This is a genomic window from Halalkalibacter nanhaiisediminis (genome assembly GCF_007830185.1).
GTDB lineage: Bacteria > Bacillota > Bacilli > Bacillales > Bacillaceae_D > Halalkalibacter > Halalkalibacter nanhaiisediminis.
Window position 1 is genome coordinate 1 of sequence record NZ_VLKZ01000012.1, and the last position, 23877, is coordinate 23877.

The following is a 23877-nucleotide window of genomic DNA, read 5'->3' on the forward strand; positions in this document are numbered from 1 at the left end:
TTCTTTCAACATAGTTGAACAAAGAGAACCAAGAGATTCGAGGAAGCAACCGTGCGAATGCCCAGAGCGTATGTGATGATACGTGAGGACATGAGAAGGGAAGCTGACGAAGAAGATCGTAGGTTATCTGACATTCAAACAAATAGTCTGGTGGCGATAGCGAAGAGGCCACACCCGTTCCCATGCCGAACACGGTCGTTAAGCTCTTCAGCGCCGATGGTAGTTGGGGGCTTCCCCCTGTGAGAGTAGGACGTTGCCGGGCGATTAAAGCACAATCCAATAGGGTTGTGTTTTTTTGTGTGCATATTTTTGTCAAACATATGAGTTTCATCTTGTAAGACACATAAAGGTAAAGGAACTATCCAAAAAGCACAGGAAATAAAACCTGGTTAAAAGTTTTAGGATTTGAACCAGGTTTTTGTATGGTTCTATACGATATTGTTTTTGCGAGCAATAGTATACTGTTGCTCCTTTCTTCCTATCTGTTCTTCCAAAAACAAGCATCGTAAGTTCAGAAAATATAATAACTACAAATTCTCGTTTAACTGTGTAATCCAACAAAAGTAATCTCTTGCTCGAGCCACGGACTTTTATCAAAACCTTTATCCACACCATTTTCATCAATATCATTTTTAGAAATTGCTTTATACGTAAGTCTTGCTGTAAATTCCTTTTCAAATGGGAAACATTGAACATTAATTTTTTGATCACTCAACCATTCTGCAACAATTGGTTTTTCACTTATACCAAAGATTTCAGTATTTCTAAAACCATCTATAAACCATGGATGCTCGTTCTCCTTTGTTACTCCAGGCTCATTTAAGCAAACGTATAAAGAAAGGTCATCACAAAATTGCAGCCAACGAAAATGTTTTTGAAGAAGATCAGGTTCTACTTTTACTTGTCTTTTAATTCTCTTTTGCCTTTTCGATTCTTCATTAACAAACTGGATGCTAGATGTATCGTTAGGATTCGGAAAGAATGAAGAAAAATGAAAACTACACAATAAAGCTGCATATGGACTTACGGTTTCAATTTCATCGATACCTTTTTTATAAAATGCTAATTTTAGTTCCAGTGGGTAGTCTTGAAAAGAATAAGGAATGTTCTCTTCATCATTCCAAATAGGTGTTTCATCCAAACCTACCCAACCACGATCATGTTCAGAGGCCGCTTTTATCACTTCATCAAGGTGATCAGTTGACTTAAAAATATTCTCATTGACCTGCGCGGCAATTTTACCTGCTAAACAAGCATGATCATACTGTTTAATCATAATAAATTCATTTTTTCTCTCACGGATAATCATTATTTTTATCCCCCTTATCCATTGTTGCATTTGGTATAAAGCTTCTAAATTTTGTTAGAAACATTAAGTAGTCTTGGTATTTTTAAATGACTATTTTTTTCTTTTTAATTTAATATTTTTTCTGACGTTTACATAAGTTTATATAACCCTAAACGTTATAAAATAAACCGTTGCTCCATTCTTAGCAAAAGGTTAGACGATTGATGATCTTGATCGACTTTGAATTTCAAATTTTTATAAAAAGTTATTTTGAAAATCGGTGTTTAATTTAAATACTAAGCGGTTATAGGCCAATAAATTAAGATTATTATCATTAATTTAAAAGGAGGACTAAAAAATGGTATTAAAAAAAGAACTCCAAAAATTGCAGACACAGATATGTAAAGAAGGTTACTTAACCATTTATTTAAACACGGATCAATCCAGCGGTGATCAACAAAAGGGAGAATGGAAAATTCGACTGAAAAATGGATTGAAGAAGCTAGAAGAGTATATCGAAGTTAGTGAAAAAGAAAATATAAATGCATACAAAAAGTTAAAGAAACGAGTAACGAGTGAAATTCATGATTTGCAAGCTGATATGCCCAAAAGTGTATTAGTGATTGCATCTGCTGATGGGGATTGGTTGCTCGAGAAGCTTCAGATAAGAGTAGAAAACGAATTTCATTGGGAAAAACAACCAATTTTAGAACAGCTAGAGAAGCTACAAAGAAAGTTTCCGAAATCAGGTATATTGCTTGTTCAAAAGAGAGATTTGTCTATTATTGAGACAAGTTTAGGAGAAGTACTTGAGCAATTAAGCTATCAATGGGATCTTGAGAATGAAGATTGGAAGCAATACGAAGGTGTTGCGGCTACTGAACGAGTTGCATCAGGTGCTAATCATCGCGATCAATTTGAACAACGATTTGAAGCAAATCAACAAAGATGGTATAAGCAATTAGCTTCTGTTATTCAGAAAAAGGCTAAAAATAAAGGTTGGCAGAAAATATATTTAGTTGGACCGCCAGAGTTAATTAATGAATTTGAGAAATATTTGACTTATGATGAGATTGATAAAATCAAGAAAAATTTTAACGATTTAAAACCACATGAAATTGTAAATGATGTAGTAGCTTCATAAAATGAATGAGGATGCCTTAGAGGAATGGTTTTGAAGAAAATTACTAACTGTGTCGTTATCACAACGCTATAGTTGGTTATAGAAACCTCTGAGCCTTCCTCATTTTTTTGTTTTAATGTGATTGTTTTAAAAAAGGGAATAAGCATTGAAACAAAGAACGATGGTTATCATTTAAAAGAGAATGGCTATACTATTAAAAGCAGAAATATTGCACTTTTTTAAAAGAGGTATTATAATTACTTTCAAAGTCAAAGATAGTCAAAGTCAAATGATAAAGGGGGGACAATACTTGAGGAATATATCCGACATTATTGAAGATTACTTAAAAGCGACAATCAAAAACAGTGGCAATGAAGCACTTGAGATTAAGCGAAGTGAAATCGCAAAGAAATTTCAATGTGTTCCTTCACAAATCAATTATGTTATTCGAACGAGATTTACCGTTGAAAAAGGATATCTTGTGGAGAGCAAACGAGGTGGTGGTGGATATATTCGAATTATGAAGGTGAGTCCCCATAATCACCTAGATTTATTTGACCAAATGATTCAAATAATTGGTCAACATATTGACCAACATACAGCTGAGAATATCATCATACGTTTGTTTGAAGAAAAAGCAATAACAAAAAGAGAAGCAACATTAATGATTAGTGCAGTAGACAGAACCTTATATTTAGCTAATGTTTCTCATCGTGATGAAGTCAGGGCTAATATTTTGAAAGCTATGCTAAAAACTCTTAAGTATAAAGAATGATTGTGATAGAAAGGAGGAAAACGAATGATTTGTCAGGAATGTAATCAAAGGCAAGCAAGTTTACATTTCACGAAAATCATAAATGGTGAAAAAACAGAATTTCATATTTGTGAGCAATGTGCAAAGGAAAAGGGAGAGCAGTTCCCAGGAACAAATAGTTTTTCAATTCACCAATTGTTATCCGGACTATTGCACTTTGAACAGCCAATGAAGGCTGAACAAGACGCTGCCAAAGCTCTTAAGGAACTTGTGTGTGATAAATGTGAAATGACATATGAACAGTTTACTCGTGTAGGTCGTTTTGGTTGTGCTCATTGTTACAAAAGCTTTGAATCAAAGCTCGACCCTATTTTAAAGCGTGTTCATAGTGGAAATCATACACACGCTGGAAAGCTTCCTGAGAGAATAGGTGGAGGCATTCAGTTACAAAGGCAAATTGATACTCTTAAACAGCAGCTCAAAGCTTATGTAGAAGAAGAAGAATTTGAGAAGGCGGCAGAACTACGAGATCAAATCCGTTTATTAGATCAGCAAAAGAATGAGAAAAAGGAGGGATGACCAAGTGTCGCTCCAGCATTTCATTTCAGAAGCACTGAGTCCATGGACAAAAATAGATGGACCAGATTCGGATATTGTTTTAAGTAGCCGAATAAGATTAGCGAGAAACCTAGAAGAATATAAATTCCCATTATTAACTTCAACAGAAGAAGCTTATGCTGTGTTTAAACATATTGAAGATGCACTTACTCAAGATGATTTTGAACCAGTTGGGCCTCTTGAAGTATTACCGATTGAAGAAATGAGAACAAATGAGAAACGAGTATTGGTTGAAAAACATCTCATTAGCCCGCACTTGGCGAGTCACTCAAAGCATGGTGCTGTTTTGCTTGATAAAGAAGAGTCAGTCAGTATTATGGTGAACGAAGAGGATCATATCCGTATTCAATGCTTATTACCTGGTTTTCAGCTAGAAAAAGGTCTTAAAAAGGCCAGTGATATTGATGATTGGATTGAAGGGTTACTCACATATGCGTTTGATGAAAAAAAAGGGTACTTAACAAGTTGCCCAACAAACGTCGGGACAGGGTTACGAGCATCTGTCATGATGCACTTACCAGCTCTCGCAATGACCCAACAATTAAACCGAATATTACCTGCAATTAATCAATTGGGATTAGTTGTTAGAGGAATTTACGGGGAAGGTAGCGAAGCTTTAGGTAATCTATTTCAAATATCTAATCAGATCACCTTAGGGAAATCTGAGGGAGACATTGTAGAAGATTTACGTGGAGTTGTTTTGCAGCTTATTCAGCAAGAGCGATCAGCTAGAAATGCATTGCTTGATCAATCGAGATTGCAGTTAGAAGACCGTGTTCATCGTTCTTTTGGCATTTTGGCTTATAGTCGTTTAATTGAATCGAAGGAGGCAACACAACGTTTATCAGATGTCAGGTTGGGTATAGATTTAGGACTTATAAAAGGGTTATCAGCGACGATTCTGAATGAGTTAATGATTTTAACACAACCAGGATTTCTCCAACAGTATGCTGGAGAGGTGTTAACTCCCGATCAGCGAGATGAAAGAAGAGCAACACTCATTAGGGAACGAGTACAATTAGAGAAAGAAACGAACGAATAATCATGGAGGTGGACGTCAATGATGTTTGGACGTTTTACAGAGCGCGCACAGAAAGTATTAGCATTGGCACAAGAAGAAGCAGTTAGATTAGGTCATAATAATATTGGGACAGAGCATATTCTACTTGGACTTATCCGTGAAGGAGAGGGAATTGCAGCAAAAGCGCTTCAAGCCCTTGGCCTAGGATCTGAAAAAATCCAAAAAGAAGTAGAGTCATTAATCGGCAAGGGGCAAGAAGGCTCTAAGACGATTCACTATACGCCAAGAGCGAAGAAAGTTATTGAACTATCTATGGATGAAGCTCGTAAATTAGGTCATTCCTATGTAGGTACAGAGCATATTCTACTTGGTTTGATTCGTGAAGGAGAGGGAGTCGCAGCACGTGTTCTCAATAATTTAGGGGTAAGCTTAAATAAAGCACGCCAACAAGTTCTACAACTATTAGGAAGCAACGAAGGTGGCAGTTCCTCACAACAAGGTGGAGGTGCTAGCAATGCTAACACTCCGACACTTGATAGCTTAGCTCGTGATCTAACAGCTGTAGCACGTGAAGAAGCTCTTGATCCTGTTATTGGCAGAAGTAAAGAGATTGAACGCGTCATTCAAGTATTAAGCCGTCGTACAAAAAATAATCCTGTCCTTATTGGGGAGCCTGGTGTAGGTAAAACGGCTATTGCTGAAGGACTAGCGCAAGCGATTATTGCCAATGAAGTACCAGAAACATTGCGTAACAAGCGTGTGATGACGCTTGATATGGGAACGGTTGTAGCTGGAACAAAATATCGTGGTGAGTTTGAAGATCGTCTAAAAAAAGTGATGGATGAAATTCGCCAAGCAGGTAATGTCATCTTGTTCATTGACGAGCTACACACATTGATTGGTGCTGGTGGAGCAGAGGGTGCTATTGATGCATCAAACATTCTGAAGCCGTCTCTAGCACGTGGTGAATTGCAATGTATTGGTGCGACAACGCTTGATGAATACCGCAAATATATTGAAAAAGATGCAGCGCTTGAGCGTCGTTTCCAACCAATCCAAGTGAATGAACCAACACTTGATGAATCGATTCAAATTTTAAAAGGACTTCGTGACCGCTATGAAGCGCATCATCGCGTGACAATTACAGATGAAGCAATTGAGGAAGCGGTAAAGCTTTCTGATCGCTACATATCTGATCGATTCCTTCCAGACAAAGCAATTGATTTAATTGATGAGGCAGGTTCAAAAGTTCGCCTTCGTTCATACACGGCTCCACCAAATTTAAAGGAGCTTGAGCAGCGTTTAGACGAGACACGTAAAGAGAAGGATGCGGCTGTACAAAGCCAAGAGTTTGAGAAGGCTGCTTCATTACGTGACTCTGAACAACGTCTTCGTGAAGAACTAGAGGAAATGAAGAATGAATGGAAAAAGAAGCAAGGCCAAGAGGATACAGAAGTATCTGTTGATGATATTGCGCAAGTAGTTGCTAGCTGGACGGGAATTCCAGTTTCGAAGTTGGCTGAGGAAGAGACAGATCGTCTATTGAAAATGGAAGACATTCTTCATGAGCGAGTTGTTGGCCAAGAAGAAGCGGTTAAGTCAATTTCAAAAGCTGTACGTCGTGCTCGCGCAGGTCTAAAAGATCCTAAGCGTCCGATAGGCTCATTCATTTTCTTAGGTCCTACTGGGGTAGGTAAGACAGAATTAGCCCGTGCTGTAGCAGAAACGCTATTCGGCGATGAAGATTCTGTCATTCGAATCGATATGTCAGAATATATGGAAAAGCATTCAACAAGTCGTTTAGTTGGTTCGCCTCCTGGATATGTTGGACATGACGATGGCGGTCAATTAACAGAGAAAGTCCGTCGTAAGCCTTATTCTGTCATCTTGCTTGATGAAATTGAAAAAGCGCACCCAGAAGTCTTTAATATCTTACTTCAAGTACTTGAAGATGGTCGCTTAACAGACTCAAAAGGTCGTACGGTTGATTTCCGTAACACAGCGATTATTATGACTTCAAATGTTGGTGCAAGCACATTGCGTAAAAATAAGTTCCTTGGCTTTACAACAGATAGTGAAGGTCAAGAACATAAAGATATGAAGGATAAGGTAATGGAAGAATTAAAACGTAGCTTCCGTCCAGAATTCCTTAACCGTATTGATGAAATCATCGTCTTCCACTCACTTGAGAAGAAGCATATCCGTGAAATTATTACGCTAATGGCTGACCAACTTAAGACGCGTTTATCTGAGCAAGGAATTGAGTTTGAATTAACAGAAGCAGCGAAGGATAAGATTACTGACTTGGGATATGATCCTGAGTATGGTGCTAGACCACTTCGTCGTGCATTGCAAAAACAAGTTGAGGATCGCTTGTCAGAAGAATTGTTAAAAGGAACAATTGTAAAAGGACAAAAAGCGATTATCGATGTGAAGGACGGAGAGCTTACGGTTGAAGCTCGTGAAAATCTAAAAGTATAAAGAGATTGTTGGCTTATGACGAAAATGGGCTGATAAGTAAGAAAAGCCGAGGGATAGGCATACTCCCTCGGCTTTTTACCATATAGTATAGAAGAAACGGTCTTTTCCTTTTTAACTCTGCTACAATAGAACAAATGAGAGATGAAGGATGTGAGCTTTGCAAATGGCAAAAAAGAAAACAAAATTTGTTTGCCAAGAATGTGGTTATGAATCGGCAAAGTGGATGGGGAAATGTCCGAGCTGTCAAAGTTGGAATACGATGGTTGAGGAGTTTGAATCGACTGGAAAACAGTCGAGCAGAAGCTATGTTACGTCTGCGACAACTGGTGGATCTAAGCCACAATCGATTGTATCTGTTAAAAGTGATACGGAAGCAAGAATTAGTACGACGATGCTTGAGCTAGATCGTGTACTTGGTGGAGGAATTGTACCTGGTTCCCTTGTGCTTGTAGGTGGAGACCCTGGAATTGGAAAGTCTACCCTTTTACTGCAGCTATCAGCAAAATTAGCTCAGACCAAGCAAAAGGTGCTCTATATATCAGGGGAGGAATCGGTTAAACAAACAAAATTACGTTCAGACAGACTTGGTGTTACATCAGAAGATTTATATGTGTTAGCAGAAACCGATATAGCTTTTATTGAACGAGCGATTGACGAGGTTCAGCCTACGTTAGTTGTCATTGACTCCATTCAAACCGTTTATCAAGAAGACATTACATCAGCGCCAGGAAGCGTGGCGCAAGTAAGAGAATGTACAGCTGCTTTCATGAGAATCGCTAAAACAAGAGGGATTGCCATCTTTATCGTCGGTCATGTCACAAAACAAGGCTCGATTGCAGGCCCTAAGTTACTTGAGCATATGGTTGATTCCGTTCTTTATTTTGAAGGTGAGCGTCATCATACATACCGAATTTTACGAGCTGTCAAAAATCGGTTTGGTTCGACAAATGAGATGGGTATCTTTGAAATGAAGGAAATGGGACTTGAAGAAGTCTTAAATCCATCAGAGATCTTCTTAGAGGAACGCTCACAAGGGGCCGCTGGCTCAATTGTAGTGGCTTCCATGGAGGGCACAAGACCAGTACTTGTTGAGGTACAAGCATTAATTTCACCGACAAGCTTCGGTAATCCAAGAAGAATGGCAACGGGTGTGGATCACAACCGAGTATCGCTATTAATGGCTGTGCTTGAGAAGAGAGTGGGTCTACTGTTACAAAATCAGGATGCTTATTTGAATGTAGCAGGTGGTGTTCGGTTAGACGAACCAGCAATTGATTTGGCGGTTGCTCTTAGCATTGCTTCAAGCTTTCGTAATCGGGTACCGAATCCGATGGATGTGGCGATTGGTGAAGTCGGTTTAACGGGAGAAATTAGACGTGTTTCAAGAATTGAACAACGAGTAAACGAGGCGGCAAAGCTCGGTTTCCAAAGGGCGATCATTCCTGAAAGAAATTTAGGGGGTTGGACGTATCCTAAGGAAATCAAAGTGATTGGCGTTTCAACGTTAGAACAGGCACTAGAGGTCGGATTAGGAGGATAACAAATGGGGGAAGAGCAGAAGAGAAATCATTTTATTCAAAGTGTCTTAAAATTAGTGGCTCCAGGCACACCACTACGAGCTGGAATTGATAATGTTCTACGCGCAAAGACGGGTGGATTAATTGTCCTTGGCTACAGTAATGAGATGATCCAAGTCGTTGATGGTGGTTTTTTCATCAATTGTGATTTTTCACCTGCTTATTTATATGAGCTCGCAAAAATGGACGGTGCTATCATTCTTAGCGAAGATGCAAAACGAATTCTATATGCAAACACGCAACTTGTGCCAAACAATGGGATCACATCAAATGAAACAGGAATTCGTCATCGTACAGCGGAACGGGTAGCTAAACAAACAGGTAATTTAGTCATATCTATTTCTCAGCGGCGAAATGTCATCACCCTTTATCAAGGTGATTACCGTTATTCATTAAAAGATATCGGGGTCATTTTGACGAAAGCAAACCAAGCGATTCAAACATTAGAAAAATATAAAGTCGTACTTGATCAAGGGATTACGAACCTTGGTGCGCTAGAGTTTGAGGAGCTAGTTACCTTTCATGAAGTGACGCAAGTGATTCATCGAGTGCAAATGGTCCTCCGGATTAAACGAGAAATCCTTAGCTTTGTCAATGAGCTTGGAGATGAAGGGCGACTGATTACGATGCAGTTAAGTGAATTGGTCGCTAATACGGAAAAAGAAGCAATTTTACTATTAAAGGATTATGTGAAAGATCGTAAGCAGGACGTGACAGAGATTCTTCAAGAGCTAACAAAACTCCAAACAGAAGAGCTACTTGATGAACAGGAAATTGTAAAAGCGCTTGGTTACGGGAAAAACATTAATATCCAAGAGCAAGCTGTTTCACCAAGAGGATACCGAACTCTTCATCGAATCCCACGATTACCACCATCGATTATAGAGAACTTAATCGAAAAATACGGGAATTTATCGAGTATCATGTTTGCAAGTATTGGTGAGTTAGATGAAGTGGAAGGAATTGGAGAAGCGAGAGCGAAAATGATTAAAGATGGCCTTAATCGGATCCAAGAACAATTGTTCGTCGATCGTCATATTTAGCATTTTATTATTGACGCTTTTATTATAAAAATGTATAATTGTAAGTTTTAAAATTGACAATCAAAATAGCATTTGATACGTTTAAATAGTAATAAATAATCTTGGGATTTCATGTGAAATGCAGTTTGATAGGTTTTGATTTTGTAAACTTGTCTATAATAATAAAAGGAGGTGAATGTGGATGCTAAAAGGAATTATACAGCTTTTCTTTATTCTTACGGGAGGTGCATTAGGTTTTATCTTCATCCCAGAACTTATCCATATTACTAATATTGATGCTCCTTCATGGCTAATAAATTCCTATACAGGTGCGGTAATTGGTGCAGTCATGTTGTTTGTCACAACATTTTGGTTTGTGGATTATATTGTGAATTTGTTGAAATTACTTGAAGAAGCGATTGTTCGTGCTCCGATTACGGATGTACTATTTGGTTCAATGGGATTGATTATCGGTCTTATTGTTGCTTATTTAATTGGAATCCCTTTAAGTGCTACCAATATTACAGTCGTGAGTTCGGTTCTTCCAATTTTTGTGACGGTCTTTCTCGGGTATTTTGGCTTCCAAATTGGCTTTAAAAAGCGTGATGAACTGCTTAATTTGACGTCAATTACGCGTAATCTCGGCAAAGATAAGGATAAGAAAAAGGTTGAGGAACCAGATAGCAAAACAGGCAAACAGCTAAAAATTCTTGATACGAGTGTGATTATTGACGGGAGAATTGCTGATATTTGTAAAACTGGATTTCTTGAGGGTACGCTGGTTATTCCAGAATTTGTTCTTGAAGAATTACAACATATCGCAGATTCCTCTGATGTCTTAAAACGTAATCGTGGACGCCGCGGCTTAGATATTTTAAATAAAATTCAAAAGGAGCTCCCGATAAAGGTAGAGATTTATGAGGGGGACTTTGAAGAGATTTCAGAAGTGGATAGTAAACTTGTGAAGCTAGCCAAGGTTACTTCTGGTATGGTCGTAACCAATGATTTTAACTTAAATAAGGTTTGTGAGCTTCAAGGAGTTTCTGTTTTAAATATTAATGATTTGGCAAATGCGGTTAAGCCTGTCGTGTTACCTGGGGAAGAACTGAACGTCCAAGTGATCAAGGATGGGAAAGAGCAGCATCAAGGCGTTGCTTATTTAGATGATGGGACAATGATCGTTGTTGAAGGTGGTCGTGACCATATCGGAAAGCACATTGATGTTGTTGTAACGAGTGTTCTTCAAACGAGTGCAGGTCGAATGATTTTTGCTAAGCCGAAGTTATTAGAAAAAGCATTGTAAATAGTTTAAGTACAAGCGCTATCCTCCGATGTGTGAAGATTGGCGCTTCTCTTTTGCCCTTAACACAGATAAATGGCATGCAAAATACGGATTGATCATGCTAAAATAAGAACGATTGTGATGGGAGAGAGGATCATGAAATATAGTGTCATCATTCCAGCTGCAGGACAAGGTAAACGTATGAAGGCAGGGATGAATAAGCAATTTCTTGAGTTAAGAGGAGAACCACTCATCATCCATACTGTTCGTTTATTTGTGCATGACGCGTCTTGTCAAAAAATTGTGCTTGTAGCGAATCGAGATGAATGTGTGATGATGAAAACGTTAATGGAGAAATATCAGCTGTCAAAAGTAGTAGTCATAGAAGGTGGAGAAGAGAGACAGGATAGTGTCAGAAATGGACTTGCTTACGTTGAGGAAGAACAGATCGTACTTGTTCATGATGGGGCAAGACCATTTGTAACTGATGTTGTTATTAAAAGGTTAATACATAAGGCAGCGAAATCAGGTGCTGCTACAGTCGCTGTACCTGTAAAGGATACGATTAAACGAGTATTTTCGGGTAAAGTTATTGATACGCTAAAACGCGATGAACTTTGGCTGATCCAAACACCTCAAGCATTTAAAGCTCCCCTTTTAAAAGAGGCACACAAGCGTGCGTTAGAAGCTGAGCTTATCGGCACAGATGATGCTAGTCTTGTGGAGTGGCTTGGTCATGAGGTTGTCATTTCGGAAGGTGATTATCAAAATATTAAGCTAACAACGCCAGAGGATATTGTATTTGCGGAAGCGATTATGCAGGAAAAGGAGAGGAGAAAATCATGATGAGAATTGGACAAGGTTTTGATGTTCATCAATTAGTGGAGGGACGTCCACTTATTCTTGGCGGAATTACGATTCCGTATGAGAAAGGCTTGTTAGGTCATTCAGACGCTGATGTGTTATTACATACGATCGCTGATGCTGCACTTGGAGCTATTGGTGAAGGAGATATCGGCAAGCACTTCCCCGATACGGATATGGAATTTAAGGATGCTGACTCAGCAAAGCTTTTGACACATGTTTGGAATCTTGTTAAGGAGCAAGGTTACGAACTAGGAAATATTGATTGCACAATCATTGCTCAAAAGCCTAAAATGGCACCGCATATTGAGACAATGCGCGTACGAATTGCCCAATTGTTAGAAGCGGATGTAAGTCAGGTTAATGTGAAAGCAACGACAACAGAACAGCTTGGGTTTACAGGACGCGGGGAAGGAATTGCTTCTCAAGCAGTTATCTTGCTTCAAAAGCATTCATAATTAGTAACTCTACTTGACCGAGATGGTTATAATGGTGCTAAAATAGATAAAATGAAACTTTACAAAATAGGGGATGGGTTTATTCCTTTATTTTGTGTTAGTTGCATCAATCGGGATTTTACGGGCAAGTATCCTTTACTTAGACTTCCTTATTTCCTTTTAAAGTTTGAAGTAGGGTCTACTGTTCGTTAATGCGAGAAAAGTGAAAAAGAGCATTTTGATATGCTAGAAACGGAAGGTGTTAAAAATGGGAAGTGAAGTTCGCGTTAGGTTCGCCCCAAGTCCAACAGGGCATTTACATATTGGTGGTGCACGCTCTGCACTATTCAACTATTTATTTGCAAAGAATCAAGGTGGTAAATTCATTCTTCGTATTGAGGATACGGATCAAGCTCGTAATGTAGGTGCAGCGAAAGAGAAGCTCCTAGATAGCTTAAAGTGGCTTGGAATGGAATGGGATGAAAGCATTGATGTTGGTGGAGAGTATGGTCCGTATAGCTGTATGGAAAGACTTGATATTTATCAACAATATATCGACCAACTTCTTCAAGAAGGAAAGGCATATTATTGCTATATGACGGAAGAAGAGCTTGAAGCAGAACGTGAGGCTCAAAAAGCACGTGGTGAAATGCCAAGATACAGCGGTCGTGACCGTGATTTAACAGCAGAACAACGCAAGGCTTATGAAGATAAAGGACTTAAGCCAGTTGTTCGTTTCCGTGTTCCAGAAGGTCAAGTGATTCGTATTGATGATGCTGTACGCGGAGATGTAACGTTTGAATCTGATGGGATTGGTGATTTTGTTATTGCACGTAAAGATGGCATTCCGATGTATAACTTTGCGGTAGTCGTTGATGATCACTTAATGAAGATTAGTCATGTTGTGCGTGGCGAAGAACATTTATCGAATACGCCGCGTCAAGTCATGCTTTATCAAGCATTTGGATGGGAGGCTCCGCGCTTTGCTCATGCATCGCTTATTTTAAATCCTGATCGTCAAAAGATGAGTAAGCGTGATGAGTCGATTATTCAATTCGTTGAACAATATAAAGAGCTTGGATATATGCCAGAAGCCCTTGTTAACTTCCTTGCCCTTCTTGGTTGGTCACCTGTTGGTGAAGAGGAGATTTTCTCAATGGAGGAGCTTGGAGAGCAATTTAGCTTAGAGCGTGTTTCAAAAGCACCAGCAGTATTTGATACAGATAAGCTTGCTTGGATGAATAATCAATATATTAAAAAGGCAGATCTTGATACCGTTGTTGAGTTAGCCTTTCCTCATTTGATTAAAGCAGGCCGATTGCCAGAGGATATGAACGAAGAGCGTAAGGAATGGGCGAAGCGTTTAATTGGTCTTTATCAAGAGCAATTGCAATACGGAGCAGAAATTGTTGAATTGACAGACCTGTTCTTTAAGACGGAAATTGAGTATAATGAGGAAGCGCAAGCAGTTTTAGATGAAGAACAAGTGTCAGAAGTATTAGCGCAGCTTGTTTTGGAGCTTGACAATATTGAAGATTTTGTTGCGGAAAATATTAAAGCGGCAATCAAGGCTACTCAAAAAGCAACTGGTCACAAAGGGAAGAAGTTGTTTATGCCAATTCGTGTTGCAACGACTGGCCAAACACACGGACCTGAACTTCCAGATGCAATCGAAGTTCTTGGAAAAGCGGTTGTAAGCGCACGCCTACAGCGCTTATTAAATCAATAAACAAAACGTGTTGAGAGGGAAAAGTAAAAGCGAGCACTGCGATACAGAGAGAACCACCGTTGGCTGAAAGTGGTTTAGGCAACTTGCTTTGAACATGCACCCTTGAGCCTTTTTCTGAAATTCTAAAGAGAGTAGGAAAAAGCGAGTAGCGTCGTTAATCGCTAATAGAGTGAGTAGGTGATTGCCTACTTCTAACAGAGTGGAACCGCGCGATTGCGCCTCTGTGCATGCATATGCACAGAGGCGCTTTTTTTGTACATTAAGACAAATGCGCATTTTAAGCTATTACCAATAGACGATGATAATATCTTTTAAGAAATTGTGCTAAGAACACTCACGTCCTATGAGATGAGATTCTTATGCTTTCTAAGGGGGAAGAGGAGACAATGAAGAAGGTTTTTCGTACATTATTTAATGATGTTGATGTCGTGCTTGAACAAGATCCTGCAGCAAGAAGCCGACTTGAAGTGATTTTTACGTATTCTGGTGTTCATGCAATCTGGGCACACAGACTAGCTCATTGGTTGTGGAAATGCAAACTATATTTTATAGCGCGAGTCATTTCGCAAATTAGTCGTTTTTTTACAGGGATTGAAATTCATCCAGGGGCAGTTATTGGTCAGCGTCTTTTTATCGATCATGGGATGGGCGTGGTCATTGGGGAAACCTGTGAAATTGGTGATAATGTTACAATTTATCAAGGCGTAACCCTTGGTGGAACAGGAAAAGAAAAGGGGAAGCGTCATCCGACTGTAGAGGATAATGTTTTAATTGCTTCAGGAGCAAAAATATTAGGTTCATTCACAATTGGAGAAAATGCACGTATAGGGGCAGGTTCAGTTGTATTAAAAGAAGTGCCGCCGAATTCAACGGTTGTAGGTATTCCGGGGAAAATTGTCATTCAAGACGGGGTAAAGGTGGAGCATGGGCTTAATCACCATATATTGCCTGACCCAATTGCGGATAAACTAAAAGAATTAGAAGAAGAAGTAAAAGCTTTGCGAGCAGAAAAAGAACAACGATGAAGCTTCATCGTATGATGAGCAGCATACAGTATAGAAATGGCAAAAGAAGGAGTAGATGATCAGGATGGCCATCCAAGTCTATAACAGTTTGACGAAACAAAAGGAAGCCTTTATCCCAATGGAAGAGGGTAAGGTAAAGATGTATGTGTGTGGACCTACTGTATACAATTACATTCATATTGGAAATGCAAGACCGCCAATTGTATACGACATGGTACGTCGCTATTTAGAATACCGAGGATATGAGGTAACGTATATTTCGAATTTTACAGATGTTGATGATAAGATCATTCGCGCCGCAAATGAACTAGGTGAAGATGTTTTTGCTGTCGCAAATAAATTTATTGAAGCCTATCACCATGATACGTGCGCACTTGGAGTGAAGGAAGCAGATGTTCACCCGCGCGTGACTGAAACGATTCCAGAAATTATTGCGTTTATCGAAGCCTTAGTTAAAAAGGGCTATGCGTACGAATCAGGTGGTGATGTTTATTTTCGTACAAGAAAATTTGAAGGATACGGAAAGCTTTCTTCTCAATCAATCGAGGACCTGCGTTCAGGAGCAAGAATTGAAGTCGATGAACGGAAAGAAGATGCGCTAGATTTCGTACTTTGGAAAGCGGCGAAAGAGGGCGAAATTTTTTGGGGAAGTCCGTGGGGAAAAGGGCGCCCAGGCTGGCATATTGAGTGCTCAGCGATGGTGAAGAAATACCTTGGGGACACAATTGATATTCATGCTGGTGGTCAGGATTTATCTTTTCCTCATCATGAAAATGAAATTGCACAGTCAGAAGCGTTAACAGAAAAGCCGATGGCAAATTATTGGATGCATAATGGTTTTATTAATATTAATAACGAAAAAATGTCGAAATCACTCGGAAACTTCGTGTTAGCCAACGACATTATTCGACAGCATTCCGCAGAAGTTGTTCGTTTTTTCATGTTAACAGGTCATTATCGTAGCCCGATTAATTTCAGTGATGAACTGCTAGAGGGTGCTAAAAATGGTCTTGATCGATTAAAAACGGCTGTTTCAAGCTTAGAGCACAGATTGCAAGAGTCTGCTGATTTTGGTGAAGTGGGTGACTGGCTAGAGCGAATTGATGCGCTGAAAAAGCGATTTATCGATGAGATGGATGATGATTTTAATAGCGCAAATGGAATTGCTGTGATGTTTGATTTAGCAAAAGAAGCGAATCGTTACTTACGTGAAGAGAAGACATCAAAACAAGTTCTTCAAGCATTCCTAGCTTATTTTACTGAATTTGCTGATGTGCTAGGCATTGTGATTACAGAAAACAAAGAGCTGCTTGATGAGGACATAGAGGAACTGATTGAAAATCGTAACCAAGCGAGAAAAGACCGTAATTTCGCTTTAGCTGATCAGATCCGTGATGATTTAAAAGAGCAGGGTATTATACTAGAAGATACGGCACAAGGTGTACGTTGGAAGCGAGGCTAGGATGAAGATCGTTGAAGCGTCTACAGACCTCAAACAGTTAAATGCTCTTGCTCTAGCGTATATGGGAGATACGGTACTTGATATGTATGTACGCTACTATTTAATTGCTCAAGGAAATGTTCGTCCGCATCGTCTCCACGTTGAGGCAACGAAATATGTTTCAGCAAAGGCGCAAGCAGCTATTGTCGGTCAAATGCTCGAAGAAAACTTCTTAACAGAGGATGAAGTGGCGGTATTTAAGCGTGGCCGTAATGCTAAATCTGGTTCCATCCCAAAGAACACTGATTTAAATACGTATCGCTACTCGACAGGTTTTGAAGCATTGCTTGGGTATCATTACTTTCAAGGAGAACAAGATCGTTTAGATGAAATCATGAAAAAGGCATTTAGGATTATTGGGCAAAACAATAAATAAAAGAAAGGAGCACCCTGATGAATCAAGAATTTATAGTCGGTAAAAATCCTATTATTGAAGCATTAAAATCAGGTCATGCCATTAATAAGATTTGGATAGCAGAAGGCTCACAGAAAGGGCAAATGACGAAAGTAATTGAGCTAGCAAAGGAGAATGGAGTTCTCATTCAGCAAGCACCCAAAAAGAAATTAGCTCAGCTTGTAGATAGCGATAATCATCAAGGCGTTGTCGCTTCTATTGCAGCTTATGAGTATGCGGAAATAGACGACCTCTTTCATGTTGCAGAAGAGAGAGGAGAGGAGCCGTTTTTCCTTCTGTTAGATGAACTAGAGGATCCGCATAATCTCGGCTCGATCCTAAGGACAGCAGATGCAGTTGGGGCTCACGGTGTGATTATTCCAAAAAGGAGAGCGGTTGGACTCACACAAACAGTGGCGAAAGCATCTACCGGAGCAATTGAGTATGTGCCCGTTGCTCGTGTGACTAATTTAGCTAGGACAATGGATGATTTGAAAAAGCGTGGGCTCTGGTTTGCTGGAACCGATGCTAAAGGTAGTGAGGATTACCGCCAAGCAGCCTTTGATATGCCAATCGGTCTTGTGATCGGCAGTGAGGGGAAAGGGATAAGTCGCTTGATTAAAGAAAAGTGTGACTTCCTCATCCGTATTCCGATGGTTGGGCATGTGACGTCATTAAATGCATCAGTTGCAGCAAGTTTACTCATGTATGAAGTGTATCGGCGACGTCATGAAGTAGGCAGTGAATGAGATGGAGGACATCTTGCTCGTCGATGGCTATAACATGATTGGAGCCTGGCCAGAGTTACGTGATTTAAAAGACAGAGATTTCGGTTTAGCGCGGGATCGTCTTGTCGAAATAATGGCTGAGTATCAAGCCTATACAGGTTATAAAGTAAAAGTGGTCTTTGATGCACACATGGTCGCGGGGATCGGTAAAAAGTACCATAATCATCGTATTGATGTTATTTATACGCGAAAAAATGAAACAGCAGATGAACGAATTGAAAAGCTCGTTCATGAGTTGAAGCGAATTGATACACGAATCCATGTTGCCACCTCTGACTTTATGGAGCAATCATTAACATTCGGTAGTGGGGCATTAAGGAAGTCGGCTCGTGAGTTGCTTTCGGAGACAGAATTAACGGAAAAAGGAATCGACATAGAAGTTGAAAAAACGAGAAAACAGCAGCATTCGACAAAAATTCCCCTTACTGATGAAATTGCTGAAATTTTTGAAAAATGGCGTCGACAGCGTTGATGCATGGTTGACCTGCTGGAAATCTGTGCTATATAATGTTCCTATAATTTAGACAACAGCAAAGGTCGGAGGGATTGTCGTGAACATAGACCTTCAAGAAACCGAATTAAAGCCCAATTATGAATGCGTCAAAGATGGTGATTTGGTTGTATTTGTGCGAAACGGGGATAGTGCTGCGCTTGAATTCTTGATTAATAAATATAAGAATTTTGTCCGTGCTAAGGCAAGATCTTATTTCCTGATTGGCGCTGATCATGAAGACATTGTGCAAGAAGGTATGATCGGACTGTATAAAGCAGTTCGTGATTTTAATGGGGACAAGCTATCTTCATTCAAAGCTTTTGCTGAACTATGTATTACGAGGCAAATCATTACAGCAATTAAGACTGCGACAAGGCAGAAGCATATCCCTTTAAACTCTTATGTTTCTTTGGATAAGCCTTTGTATGATGAAGAATCTGAGCGAACTTTACTTGATGTTATTTGTGGAACACGTGTCACGGATCCAGAAGAGCTGTTGATTAACCAAGAAGAATTTGAGGACATTGAATTGAAAATGGGAGAACTACTGAGTGATTTAGAGCGACAAGTTCTGATGCTTTATCTTGATGGCAGATCGTATCAAGAGATATCTGTAGACCTTAAGCGACATGTCAAGTCAATTGATAATGCTCTCCAGCGAGTAAAACGAAAGCTAGAGCGTTATGTTGAATTAAAAGGAGTCTCCTTAACGTAAGGATAACATGCGGCGTCTAATGCTTGAACATAGATGCCGTTTTTTGTATGCTCTCTCTACTACGAATTGACATGCAATATTGGCTATGATAGAGTGGGATAGTGTGTACTTCAGAAGGTGGAGGTGCGGCGTGCGTAGCAAGATTATACTCGCTTGTGAGATCTGTAGGTCACGTAATTACTCGACACAAAAGAATAAACAATCTCACACTAACCGCATTGAGGTGAAGAAGTTCTGCAAAACTTGCCAAGAACATACTCTTCATCGTGAAACGAAGTAAGAAGTGAATAGCGGTTCTTTTTTTGTTGTCTAATCAGAAACTTTTAAAACCATGATAACTTTCTGGACGAATAAAAAAAGACTAGGGCTTTTCGTCATAAAGGACTTGGGGATAAGCCAAGTTTTACTAAGAATCATACGTTGAAAAAACAAATGCTTATTTCGAATAGATAAGAGTTCGTTTGTCTATATTGATTTGTGCTGGAGGTGTCTGTCTTGGCTGGCGGAGTGAAAAATATCGGGAAGTTTTTCCGTGAAGTCGCGCAAGAAATGAAACGTGTATCGTGGCCTAGTCGTAAAGAACTGACTCGTTATACGTGGGTTGTTCTCGGTACGGTGATTTTTATGACAATTTTCTTTGCAATTGTTGATTACGGGATTTCAGAACTTGTTCGCATCCTACTCGGATAAATTTCTGCGTGTAATCGTTGAAACAGTTTAAGCTTCTATAGCGAAGAGGAGGGAAGGACAAAACCGTCCTAAATAACATGGAAAAAAATTGGTATGTAGTTCATACGTATTCGGGGTACGAAAACAAGGTTAAGACCAACTTGGAAAAGCGGGTTGAGTCGATGGATATGACGGATAAGATTTTCCGTGTTCTTGTGCCTGTTGAAGAAGAAACAGAAGTGAAAAATGGAAAAACGAAATCAGTAACGAAAAAAGTCTTTCCTGGTTATGTCATCGTTGAGATGGTTATGACAGATGACTCGTGGTATGTTGTTCGAAACACACCAGGCGTAACGGGATTTGTCGGTTCTGCGGGGGCTGGTTCTAAGCCAACACCACTTCTTGAAGAAGAAGTAGAGGCGATCTTGAAACAGATGGGTGTGGAGCAGCCAAAAGCAGAAGTTGATTTTGAATTAAAAGAATCTGTTAAGGTGAAAGAGGGTCCTTTTGCGAACTTTGTCGGTTCAATTGAGGATATTCAAATAGATAAGCAGAAACTAAAAGTTCACGTAAATATGTTTGGACGTGAGACGCCAGTTGAGCTTGACTTCACTCAAGTTGAAAAGATTTAACGAAAAAACTTGATATCTATTTGTGAAGGTGATAAAATCTTCATGTTTGATATGGTTTTATCACATGAACCATCGGGTGCATGATTGCATCCGTTTTTTGAGTGGGAGGGTGTAGACACCCGGATAACCACATCACGGACTTAAGGAGGTGTGTCACGTGGCTAAAAAGGTAATTAAAATGGTTAAGTTGCAAATCCCTGCTGGGAAAGCTAATCCAGCGCCACCAGTTGGTCCTGCATTAGGTCAAGCAGGTGTTAATATCATGGGTTTCTGTAAAGAATTTAACGCTCGTACTTCAGACCAAGCGGGTCTTATCATCCCGGTTGAAATCACGGTATTTGAAGACCGTTCGTTTACATTCATCACGAAAACTCCACCAGCTGCTGTTCTATTGAAAGTTGCTGCTGGAATCGAGTCAGGTTCTGGTGAGCCTAACCGTACAAAGGTTGCTACAGTGAAACGCGATAAAGTGCGCGAGATTGCTGAAACGAAAATGCCTGATCTAAACGCAGCAAATGTTGAATCTGCTATGCGTATGGTTGAAGGTACTGCTCGTAGCATGGGTATCGTGATTGAAGACTAATTGGTAAGTTGCTGGAGGTTGCGATGAGGATAATCCCTCTTTACCTAAACGTTTAGGTTCGCAACCTTTCATAGTGGGAGGTACTACCGCTAAAACCACAATCGAGGAGGAAATAGCATGGCTAAAAAAGGTAAAAAGTATCAAGATGCTCTTAAACTTGTTGATCGCGACACAGTGTATCAAGTAGAAGAAGCTATTGAATTAGTTAAAAAGACTGCAACAGCTAAGTTTGACGAAACAGTTGAAGTAGCTGTACGTCTTGGTGTTGACCCTAAGAAAGCAGACCAACAAATTCGTGGTGCTGTTGTTCTACCGAACGGTACAGGTAAAACACAACGCGTTCTTGTTTTCGCAAAAGGCGAAAAAGCAAAGGAAGCAGAAGCTGCTGGCGCTGACTATGTAGGTGATGAGGATTTCATCAACAAGATCAACCAAGGTTGGTTTGAATTTGATGTTATCGTTGCGACTCCTGACATGATGGCGCAAGTTGGTAAACTAGGTCGTGTTCTTGGACCAAAAGGCTTAATGCCAAACCCTAAAACTGGTACGGTAACATTTGATGTAACTAAAGCGGTTAATGAAATCAAAGCGGGTAAAGTTGAATACCGTGTTGATAAAGCTGGTAACATCCACGTGCCAATTGGTAAAGTTTCTTTTGAAACTGAGAAGCTTATCGAAAACTTCAAGACAATCATTGAAACTCTAGTTAAAGTTAAGCCTGCTGCTGCAAAAGGTACGTACATGAAGAACGTAGCTGTTGCTTCAACAATGGGCCCTGGAGTTCGTGTGAATGCATCTGCTTTCGCAAGATAATGATTGACTTTTGAATTTGTTATGTATATACTCTTAAGAGTGTCTTATACATGACACATGAAAATTGAATGTCATACCGTAGACAGTAGGAGCGTTTTTCGCTTAATTTCCTACCGAGGTAAGCAATAGATACAGAAAGATCATCTGTGTTTGTATGCCCTCATGTCTGCATGGGGGCTTTTTATATGCTTCTGAAGCGGTATGGTACTAAACCACGGGAGGTGTAAGGATGAGCGTATTAGAACAGAAAAAGCAGGTTGTAGCGGATATCGCAGCGAAACTTAACGGAAGTAAAGCAACGGTTGTTGTTGACTACCGTGGGTTGAATGTTGCTGAGGTGACTGAACTTCGTAAGCAACTTCGTGAAGCTGGTGTTGAGTTCAAAGTATATAAGAACACACTTACTCGTCGTGCAACTGCAGAGGCTAACTTAACTGAGCTTGATGCACAGCTTGTAGGTCCTACAGCAATTGCATTTAGCGCAGAAGATGTTATCGCGCCTGCAAAAGTGCTTAACGAATTTGCTAAAAAACACGAAGCTCTTGAAATCAAGGCTGGTGTAATCGAAGGACAAGTTGCATCTGTTGAAGAGATTAAAGCTCTTGCAGAACTACCTTCTCGCGAAGGACTTCTATCTATGCTTGCAAACGTACTTCAAGCTCCAATGCGTGGTTTTGCATTGGTTACAAAGGCAGTTGCAGATCAGAAAGAAGAACAAGGCGCTTAATTTCTGCGTATCTCAAACTTCCACGAGTGCTTGTGGAAGTAAGATGTGCGAGTTAACATTTGTCGCTTAACATGCACGTAATAAAAAATTAAAACAAAATTAGGAGGATTTACAATGACTAAAGAACAAATCATTGAAGCGGTTAAAGAAATGACAGTTTTAGAACTTAACGACCTAGTTAAGGCAATCGAAGAAGAGTTTGGTGTAACTGCTGCTGCTCCTGTAGCTGTAGCTGCTGCTGGTGGAGACGCTGGCGCTGCTGAGAAAACAGAATTTGATGTTATCCTTGCATCTGCTGGTGCTTCTAAAATCAACGTTATCAAGGTTGTTCGTGAAATCACAGGCCTTGGTCTTAAAGAAGCGAAAGCACTTGTTGATGGTGCTCCAGCTCCAATTAAAGAAGGCGCTTCTAAAGAAGAAGCTGAAGAAGCAAAAGCTAAGCTTGAAGAAGCTGGTGCTTCAGTAGAAGTTAAGTAATAATTTTTTGTGTAAGGACTCGCTCTTGAGCGAGTCCTTTTTCATTCAATCATTTATTGGTTATACTAATTAAGAAGATTTTTAGAGACAGAAAGGAGTGAGAGCTGTATGTCTGAACATTATTATTCGAAAAGCCCAGATGTCGCTAGTGACGAGCGTGATTGGACTTTTACATTAAGGAATCATTCATTTCGCTTCTATTCGGATCGTGGCGTATTCTCTAAAAGTGAAGTCGATTTCGGGAGTAGGTTGTTAATAGAAACGTTTGTTTTTCCAAAGCAAGCTGGTGATATTCTTGATGTTGGTTGTGGTTATGGGCCAATTGGATTATCTCTTGCTAAAGAAGATGCTAATCGCACGGTTCATATGGTAGATGTGAATGATAGAGCTCTAGCGCTATCAAAGAAAAATGCCGAGCGCAATCAAATAGACAATGTTGTTGTGTATCAAAGTGATTGTCTTGATCGAGTTTCAAAAAGAGACTTCGTTGCTATTTTGACGAATCCTCCCATTCGAGCTGGCAAGCAGGTTGTTCATACAATCTTTGAGCAAGCGGAGCAGCATCTCTCTAATGGTGGTGAGCTTTGGGTTGTTATTCAGAAGAAACAAGGAGCTCCTTCAGCAATTGAAAAATTGAAGACATTATTTCCTGAAGTTGAGATAGTCGACAAGGAAAAAGGCTATTTTATTCTTAAAGCCAAAAAGATTTGACCGGGCATGTCTTTTGTGATATTGTTATTTAATGCGTATAACTACCTTTTTTTAGATTTATTCTTCATTAAAAGTCAAGAGGAAAATGTTGAATAACGATGGATGATGGTGGTTATACTGAAATAATCGAATGCAATAGGGAGGAATTTGGTT

At 39.7% G+C, this 23877-nt stretch carries 26 protein-coding genes, 1 rRNA gene and 2 other annotated features; of the genes, 26 read left to right on the forward strand and 1 reads right to left on the reverse strand.

Annotation, left to right across the window (positions count from 1 at the left end; genetic code table 11):
- Positions 1 to 146: 146 nt before the first annotated feature.
- A 5S ribosomal RNA gene (gene rrf / locus IQ10_RS16165) occupies positions 147 to 262 on the forward strand.
- 279 nt (positions 263 to 541) lie between these two features.
- Here the strand turns inward: rrf and IQ10_RS16170 are convergent.
- Positions 542 to 1309 carry a DUF3891 family protein gene (locus IQ10_RS16170; protein WP_144451510.1) on the reverse strand — a complete coding sequence of 256 codons (768 nt, stop codon included), beginning with the start codon at positions 1307 to 1309 and terminating at the stop codon, positions 542 to 544.
- Positions 1310 to 1646: 337 nt separating this feature from the next.
- Between IQ10_RS16170 and IQ10_RS16175 the strand changes: the two genes are divergently transcribed.
- The 25 genes from IQ10_RS16175 to IQ10_RS16295 all read left to right on the forward strand — a co-directional run bounded on the left by IQ10_RS16175 (position 1647) and on the right by IQ10_RS16295 (position 23724).
- Positions 1647 to 2432 carry a VLRF1 family aeRF1-type release factor gene (locus tag IQ10_RS16175; RefSeq protein ID WP_144451511.1) on the forward strand — a complete coding sequence of 262 codons (786 nt, stop codon included), beginning with the start codon at positions 1647 to 1649 and terminating at the stop codon, positions 2430 to 2432.
- Between the two features lie 289 nt (positions 2433 to 2721).
- Positions 2722 to 3186 (forward strand): CtsR family transcriptional regulator, encoded by a 465-nt coding sequence (locus IQ10_RS16180; protein ID WP_144451512.1) that lies wholly within the window; start codon positions 2722 to 2724, stop codon positions 3184 to 3186.
- Positions 3187 to 3210: 24 nt separating this feature from the next.
- Positions 3211 to 3744, forward strand: a complete 534-nt coding sequence (gene mcsA, locus IQ10_RS16185) for a protein-arginine kinase activator protein McsA (protein ID WP_144451513.1) — start codon at positions 3211 to 3213, stop codon at positions 3742 to 3744.
- A 4-nt stretch (positions 3745 to 3748) separates the two neighbouring features.
- On the forward strand, positions 3749 to 4825 hold the full coding sequence (gene mcsB / locus IQ10_RS16190; protein ID WP_144451514.1) for a protein-arginine kinase McsB: 1077 nt from the start codon (positions 3749 to 3751) through the stop codon (positions 4823 to 4825).
- Between the two features lie 18 nt (positions 4826 to 4843).
- The gene (gene clpC / locus IQ10_RS16195) at positions 4844 to 7285 is read left to right on the forward strand and encodes an ATP-dependent protease ATP-binding subunit ClpC (protein ID WP_144451515.1); all 2442 of its coding nucleotides are present in this window, start codon (positions 4844 to 4846) and stop codon (positions 7283 to 7285) included.
- Positions 7286 to 7448: 163 nt separating this feature from the next.
- Entirely contained in the window at positions 7449 to 8825 is a 1377-nt protein-coding gene (radA, locus tag IQ10_RS16200; RefSeq protein ID WP_144451516.1) for a DNA repair protein RadA, read from the forward strand.
- Between the two features lie 3 nt (positions 8826 to 8828).
- Entirely contained in the window at positions 8829 to 9905 is a 1077-nt protein-coding gene (disA, locus tag IQ10_RS16205; RefSeq protein ID WP_144451517.1) for a DNA integrity scanning diadenylate cyclase DisA, read from the forward strand.
- A 181-nt stretch (positions 9906 to 10086) separates the two neighbouring features.
- Positions 10087 to 11187: a PIN/TRAM domain-containing protein gene (locus IQ10_RS16210; RefSeq protein ID WP_144451518.1), complete on the forward strand. Its 1101-nt coding sequence runs from the start codon at positions 10087 to 10089 to the stop codon at positions 11185 to 11187.
- A 135-nt stretch (positions 11188 to 11322) separates the two neighbouring features.
- Positions 11323 to 12012 carry a 2-C-methyl-D-erythritol 4-phosphate cytidylyltransferase gene (ispD, locus tag IQ10_RS16215; RefSeq protein ID WP_144451519.1) on the forward strand — a complete coding sequence of 230 codons (690 nt, stop codon included), beginning with the start codon at positions 11323 to 11325 and terminating at the stop codon, positions 12010 to 12012.
- Positions 12009 to 12488, forward strand: a complete 480-nt coding sequence (gene ispF, locus IQ10_RS16220; protein WP_144451520.1) for a 2-C-methyl-D-erythritol 2,4-cyclodiphosphate synthase — start codon at positions 12009 to 12011, stop codon at positions 12486 to 12488. The genes ispD and ispF overlap by 4 nt, the downstream gene beginning before the upstream one ends.
- A 247-nt stretch (positions 12489 to 12735) precedes the next feature.
- Positions 12736 to 14196 carry a glutamate--tRNA ligase gene (gene gltX / locus IQ10_RS16225; RefSeq protein WP_144451521.1) on the forward strand — a complete coding sequence of 487 codons (1461 nt, stop codon included), beginning with the start codon at positions 12736 to 12738 and terminating at the stop codon, positions 14194 to 14196.
- 1 nt (position 14197) lies between these two features.
- Positions 14198 to 14422 (forward strand) — a binding site (T-box leader).
- A 160-nt stretch (positions 14423 to 14582) separates the two neighbouring features.
- Positions 14583 to 15221 carry a serine O-acetyltransferase gene (gene cysE / locus IQ10_RS16230; RefSeq protein ID WP_144451522.1) on the forward strand — a complete coding sequence of 213 codons (639 nt, stop codon included), beginning with the start codon at positions 14583 to 14585 and terminating at the stop codon, positions 15219 to 15221.
- A 64-nt stretch (positions 15222 to 15285) separates the two neighbouring features.
- On the forward strand, positions 15286 to 16683 hold the full coding sequence (gene cysS, locus IQ10_RS16235) for a cysteine--tRNA ligase (RefSeq protein WP_144451523.1): 1398 nt from the start codon (positions 15286 to 15288) through the stop codon (positions 16681 to 16683).
- A gap of 1 nt (position 16684) precedes the next feature.
- Complete coding sequence (locus tag IQ10_RS16240; RefSeq protein WP_144451524.1) at positions 16685 to 17098, forward strand: Mini-ribonuclease 3; 414 nt, start codon at positions 16685 to 16687, stop codon at positions 17096 to 17098.
- 17 nt (positions 17099 to 17115) lie between these two features.
- Positions 17116 to 17865: a 23S rRNA (guanosine(2251)-2'-O)-methyltransferase RlmB gene (gene rlmB, locus IQ10_RS16245; protein WP_144451525.1), complete on the forward strand. Its 750-nt coding sequence runs from the start codon at positions 17116 to 17118 to the stop codon at positions 17863 to 17865.
- Position 17866: 1 nt separating this feature from the next.
- Positions 17867 to 18376: an NYN domain-containing protein gene (locus IQ10_RS16250; RefSeq protein WP_144451526.1), complete on the forward strand. Its 510-nt coding sequence runs from the start codon at positions 17867 to 17869 to the stop codon at positions 18374 to 18376.
- 79 nt (positions 18377 to 18455) lie between these two features.
- Complete coding sequence (gene sigH, locus IQ10_RS16255; RefSeq protein ID WP_144451527.1) at positions 18456 to 19112, forward strand: RNA polymerase sporulation sigma factor SigH; 657 nt, start codon at positions 18456 to 18458, stop codon at positions 19110 to 19112.
- 130 nt (positions 19113 to 19242) lie between these two features.
- The gene (rpmG, locus tag IQ10_RS16260) at positions 19243 to 19392 is read left to right on the forward strand and encodes a 50S ribosomal protein L33 (RefSeq protein WP_144451528.1); all 150 of its coding nucleotides are present in this window, start codon (positions 19243 to 19245) and stop codon (positions 19390 to 19392) included.
- Between the two features lie 215 nt (positions 19393 to 19607).
- A complete protein-coding gene (gene secE, locus IQ10_RS16265) occupies positions 19608 to 19802 on the forward strand; it encodes a preprotein translocase subunit SecE (protein WP_277878084.1) in 195 nt (64 codons plus the stop codon).
- A gap of 77 nt (positions 19803 to 19879) precedes the next feature.
- On the forward strand, positions 19880 to 20413 hold the full coding sequence (nusG, locus tag IQ10_RS16270) for a transcription termination/antitermination protein NusG (protein ID WP_144451529.1): 534 nt from the start codon (positions 19880 to 19882) through the stop codon (positions 20411 to 20413).
- 157 nt (positions 20414 to 20570) lie between these two features.
- Positions 20571 to 20996, forward strand: a complete 426-nt coding sequence (gene rplK, locus IQ10_RS16275; protein ID WP_144451530.1) for a 50S ribosomal protein L11 — start codon at positions 20571 to 20573, stop codon at positions 20994 to 20996.
- Positions 20997 to 21113: 117 nt separating this feature from the next.
- Positions 21114 to 21809, forward strand: coding sequence for a 50S ribosomal protein L1 (gene rplA, locus IQ10_RS16280; RefSeq protein ID WP_144451531.1), 696 nt, complete (start codon positions 21114 to 21116; stop codon positions 21807 to 21809).
- Between the two features lie 58 nt (positions 21810 to 21867).
- Positions 21868 to 22002 (forward strand) — a sequence feature (ribosomal protein L10 leader region).
- A 36-nt stretch (positions 22003 to 22038) separates the two neighbouring features.
- Entirely contained in the window at positions 22039 to 22536 is a 498-nt protein-coding gene (gene rplJ, locus IQ10_RS16285) for a 50S ribosomal protein L10 (RefSeq protein ID WP_144451532.1), read from the forward strand.
- A gap of 114 nt (positions 22537 to 22650) precedes the next feature.
- Positions 22651 to 23013, forward strand: a complete 363-nt coding sequence (rplL, locus tag IQ10_RS16290) for a 50S ribosomal protein L7/L12 (protein ID WP_144451533.1) — start codon at positions 22651 to 22653, stop codon at positions 23011 to 23013.
- A 108-nt stretch (positions 23014 to 23121) separates the two neighbouring features.
- Positions 23122 to 23724: a class I SAM-dependent methyltransferase gene (locus IQ10_RS16295; RefSeq protein ID WP_144451534.1), complete on the forward strand. Its 603-nt coding sequence runs from the start codon at positions 23122 to 23124 to the stop codon at positions 23722 to 23724.
- The last annotated feature ends 153 nt before the right edge of the window (positions 23725 to 23877 follow it).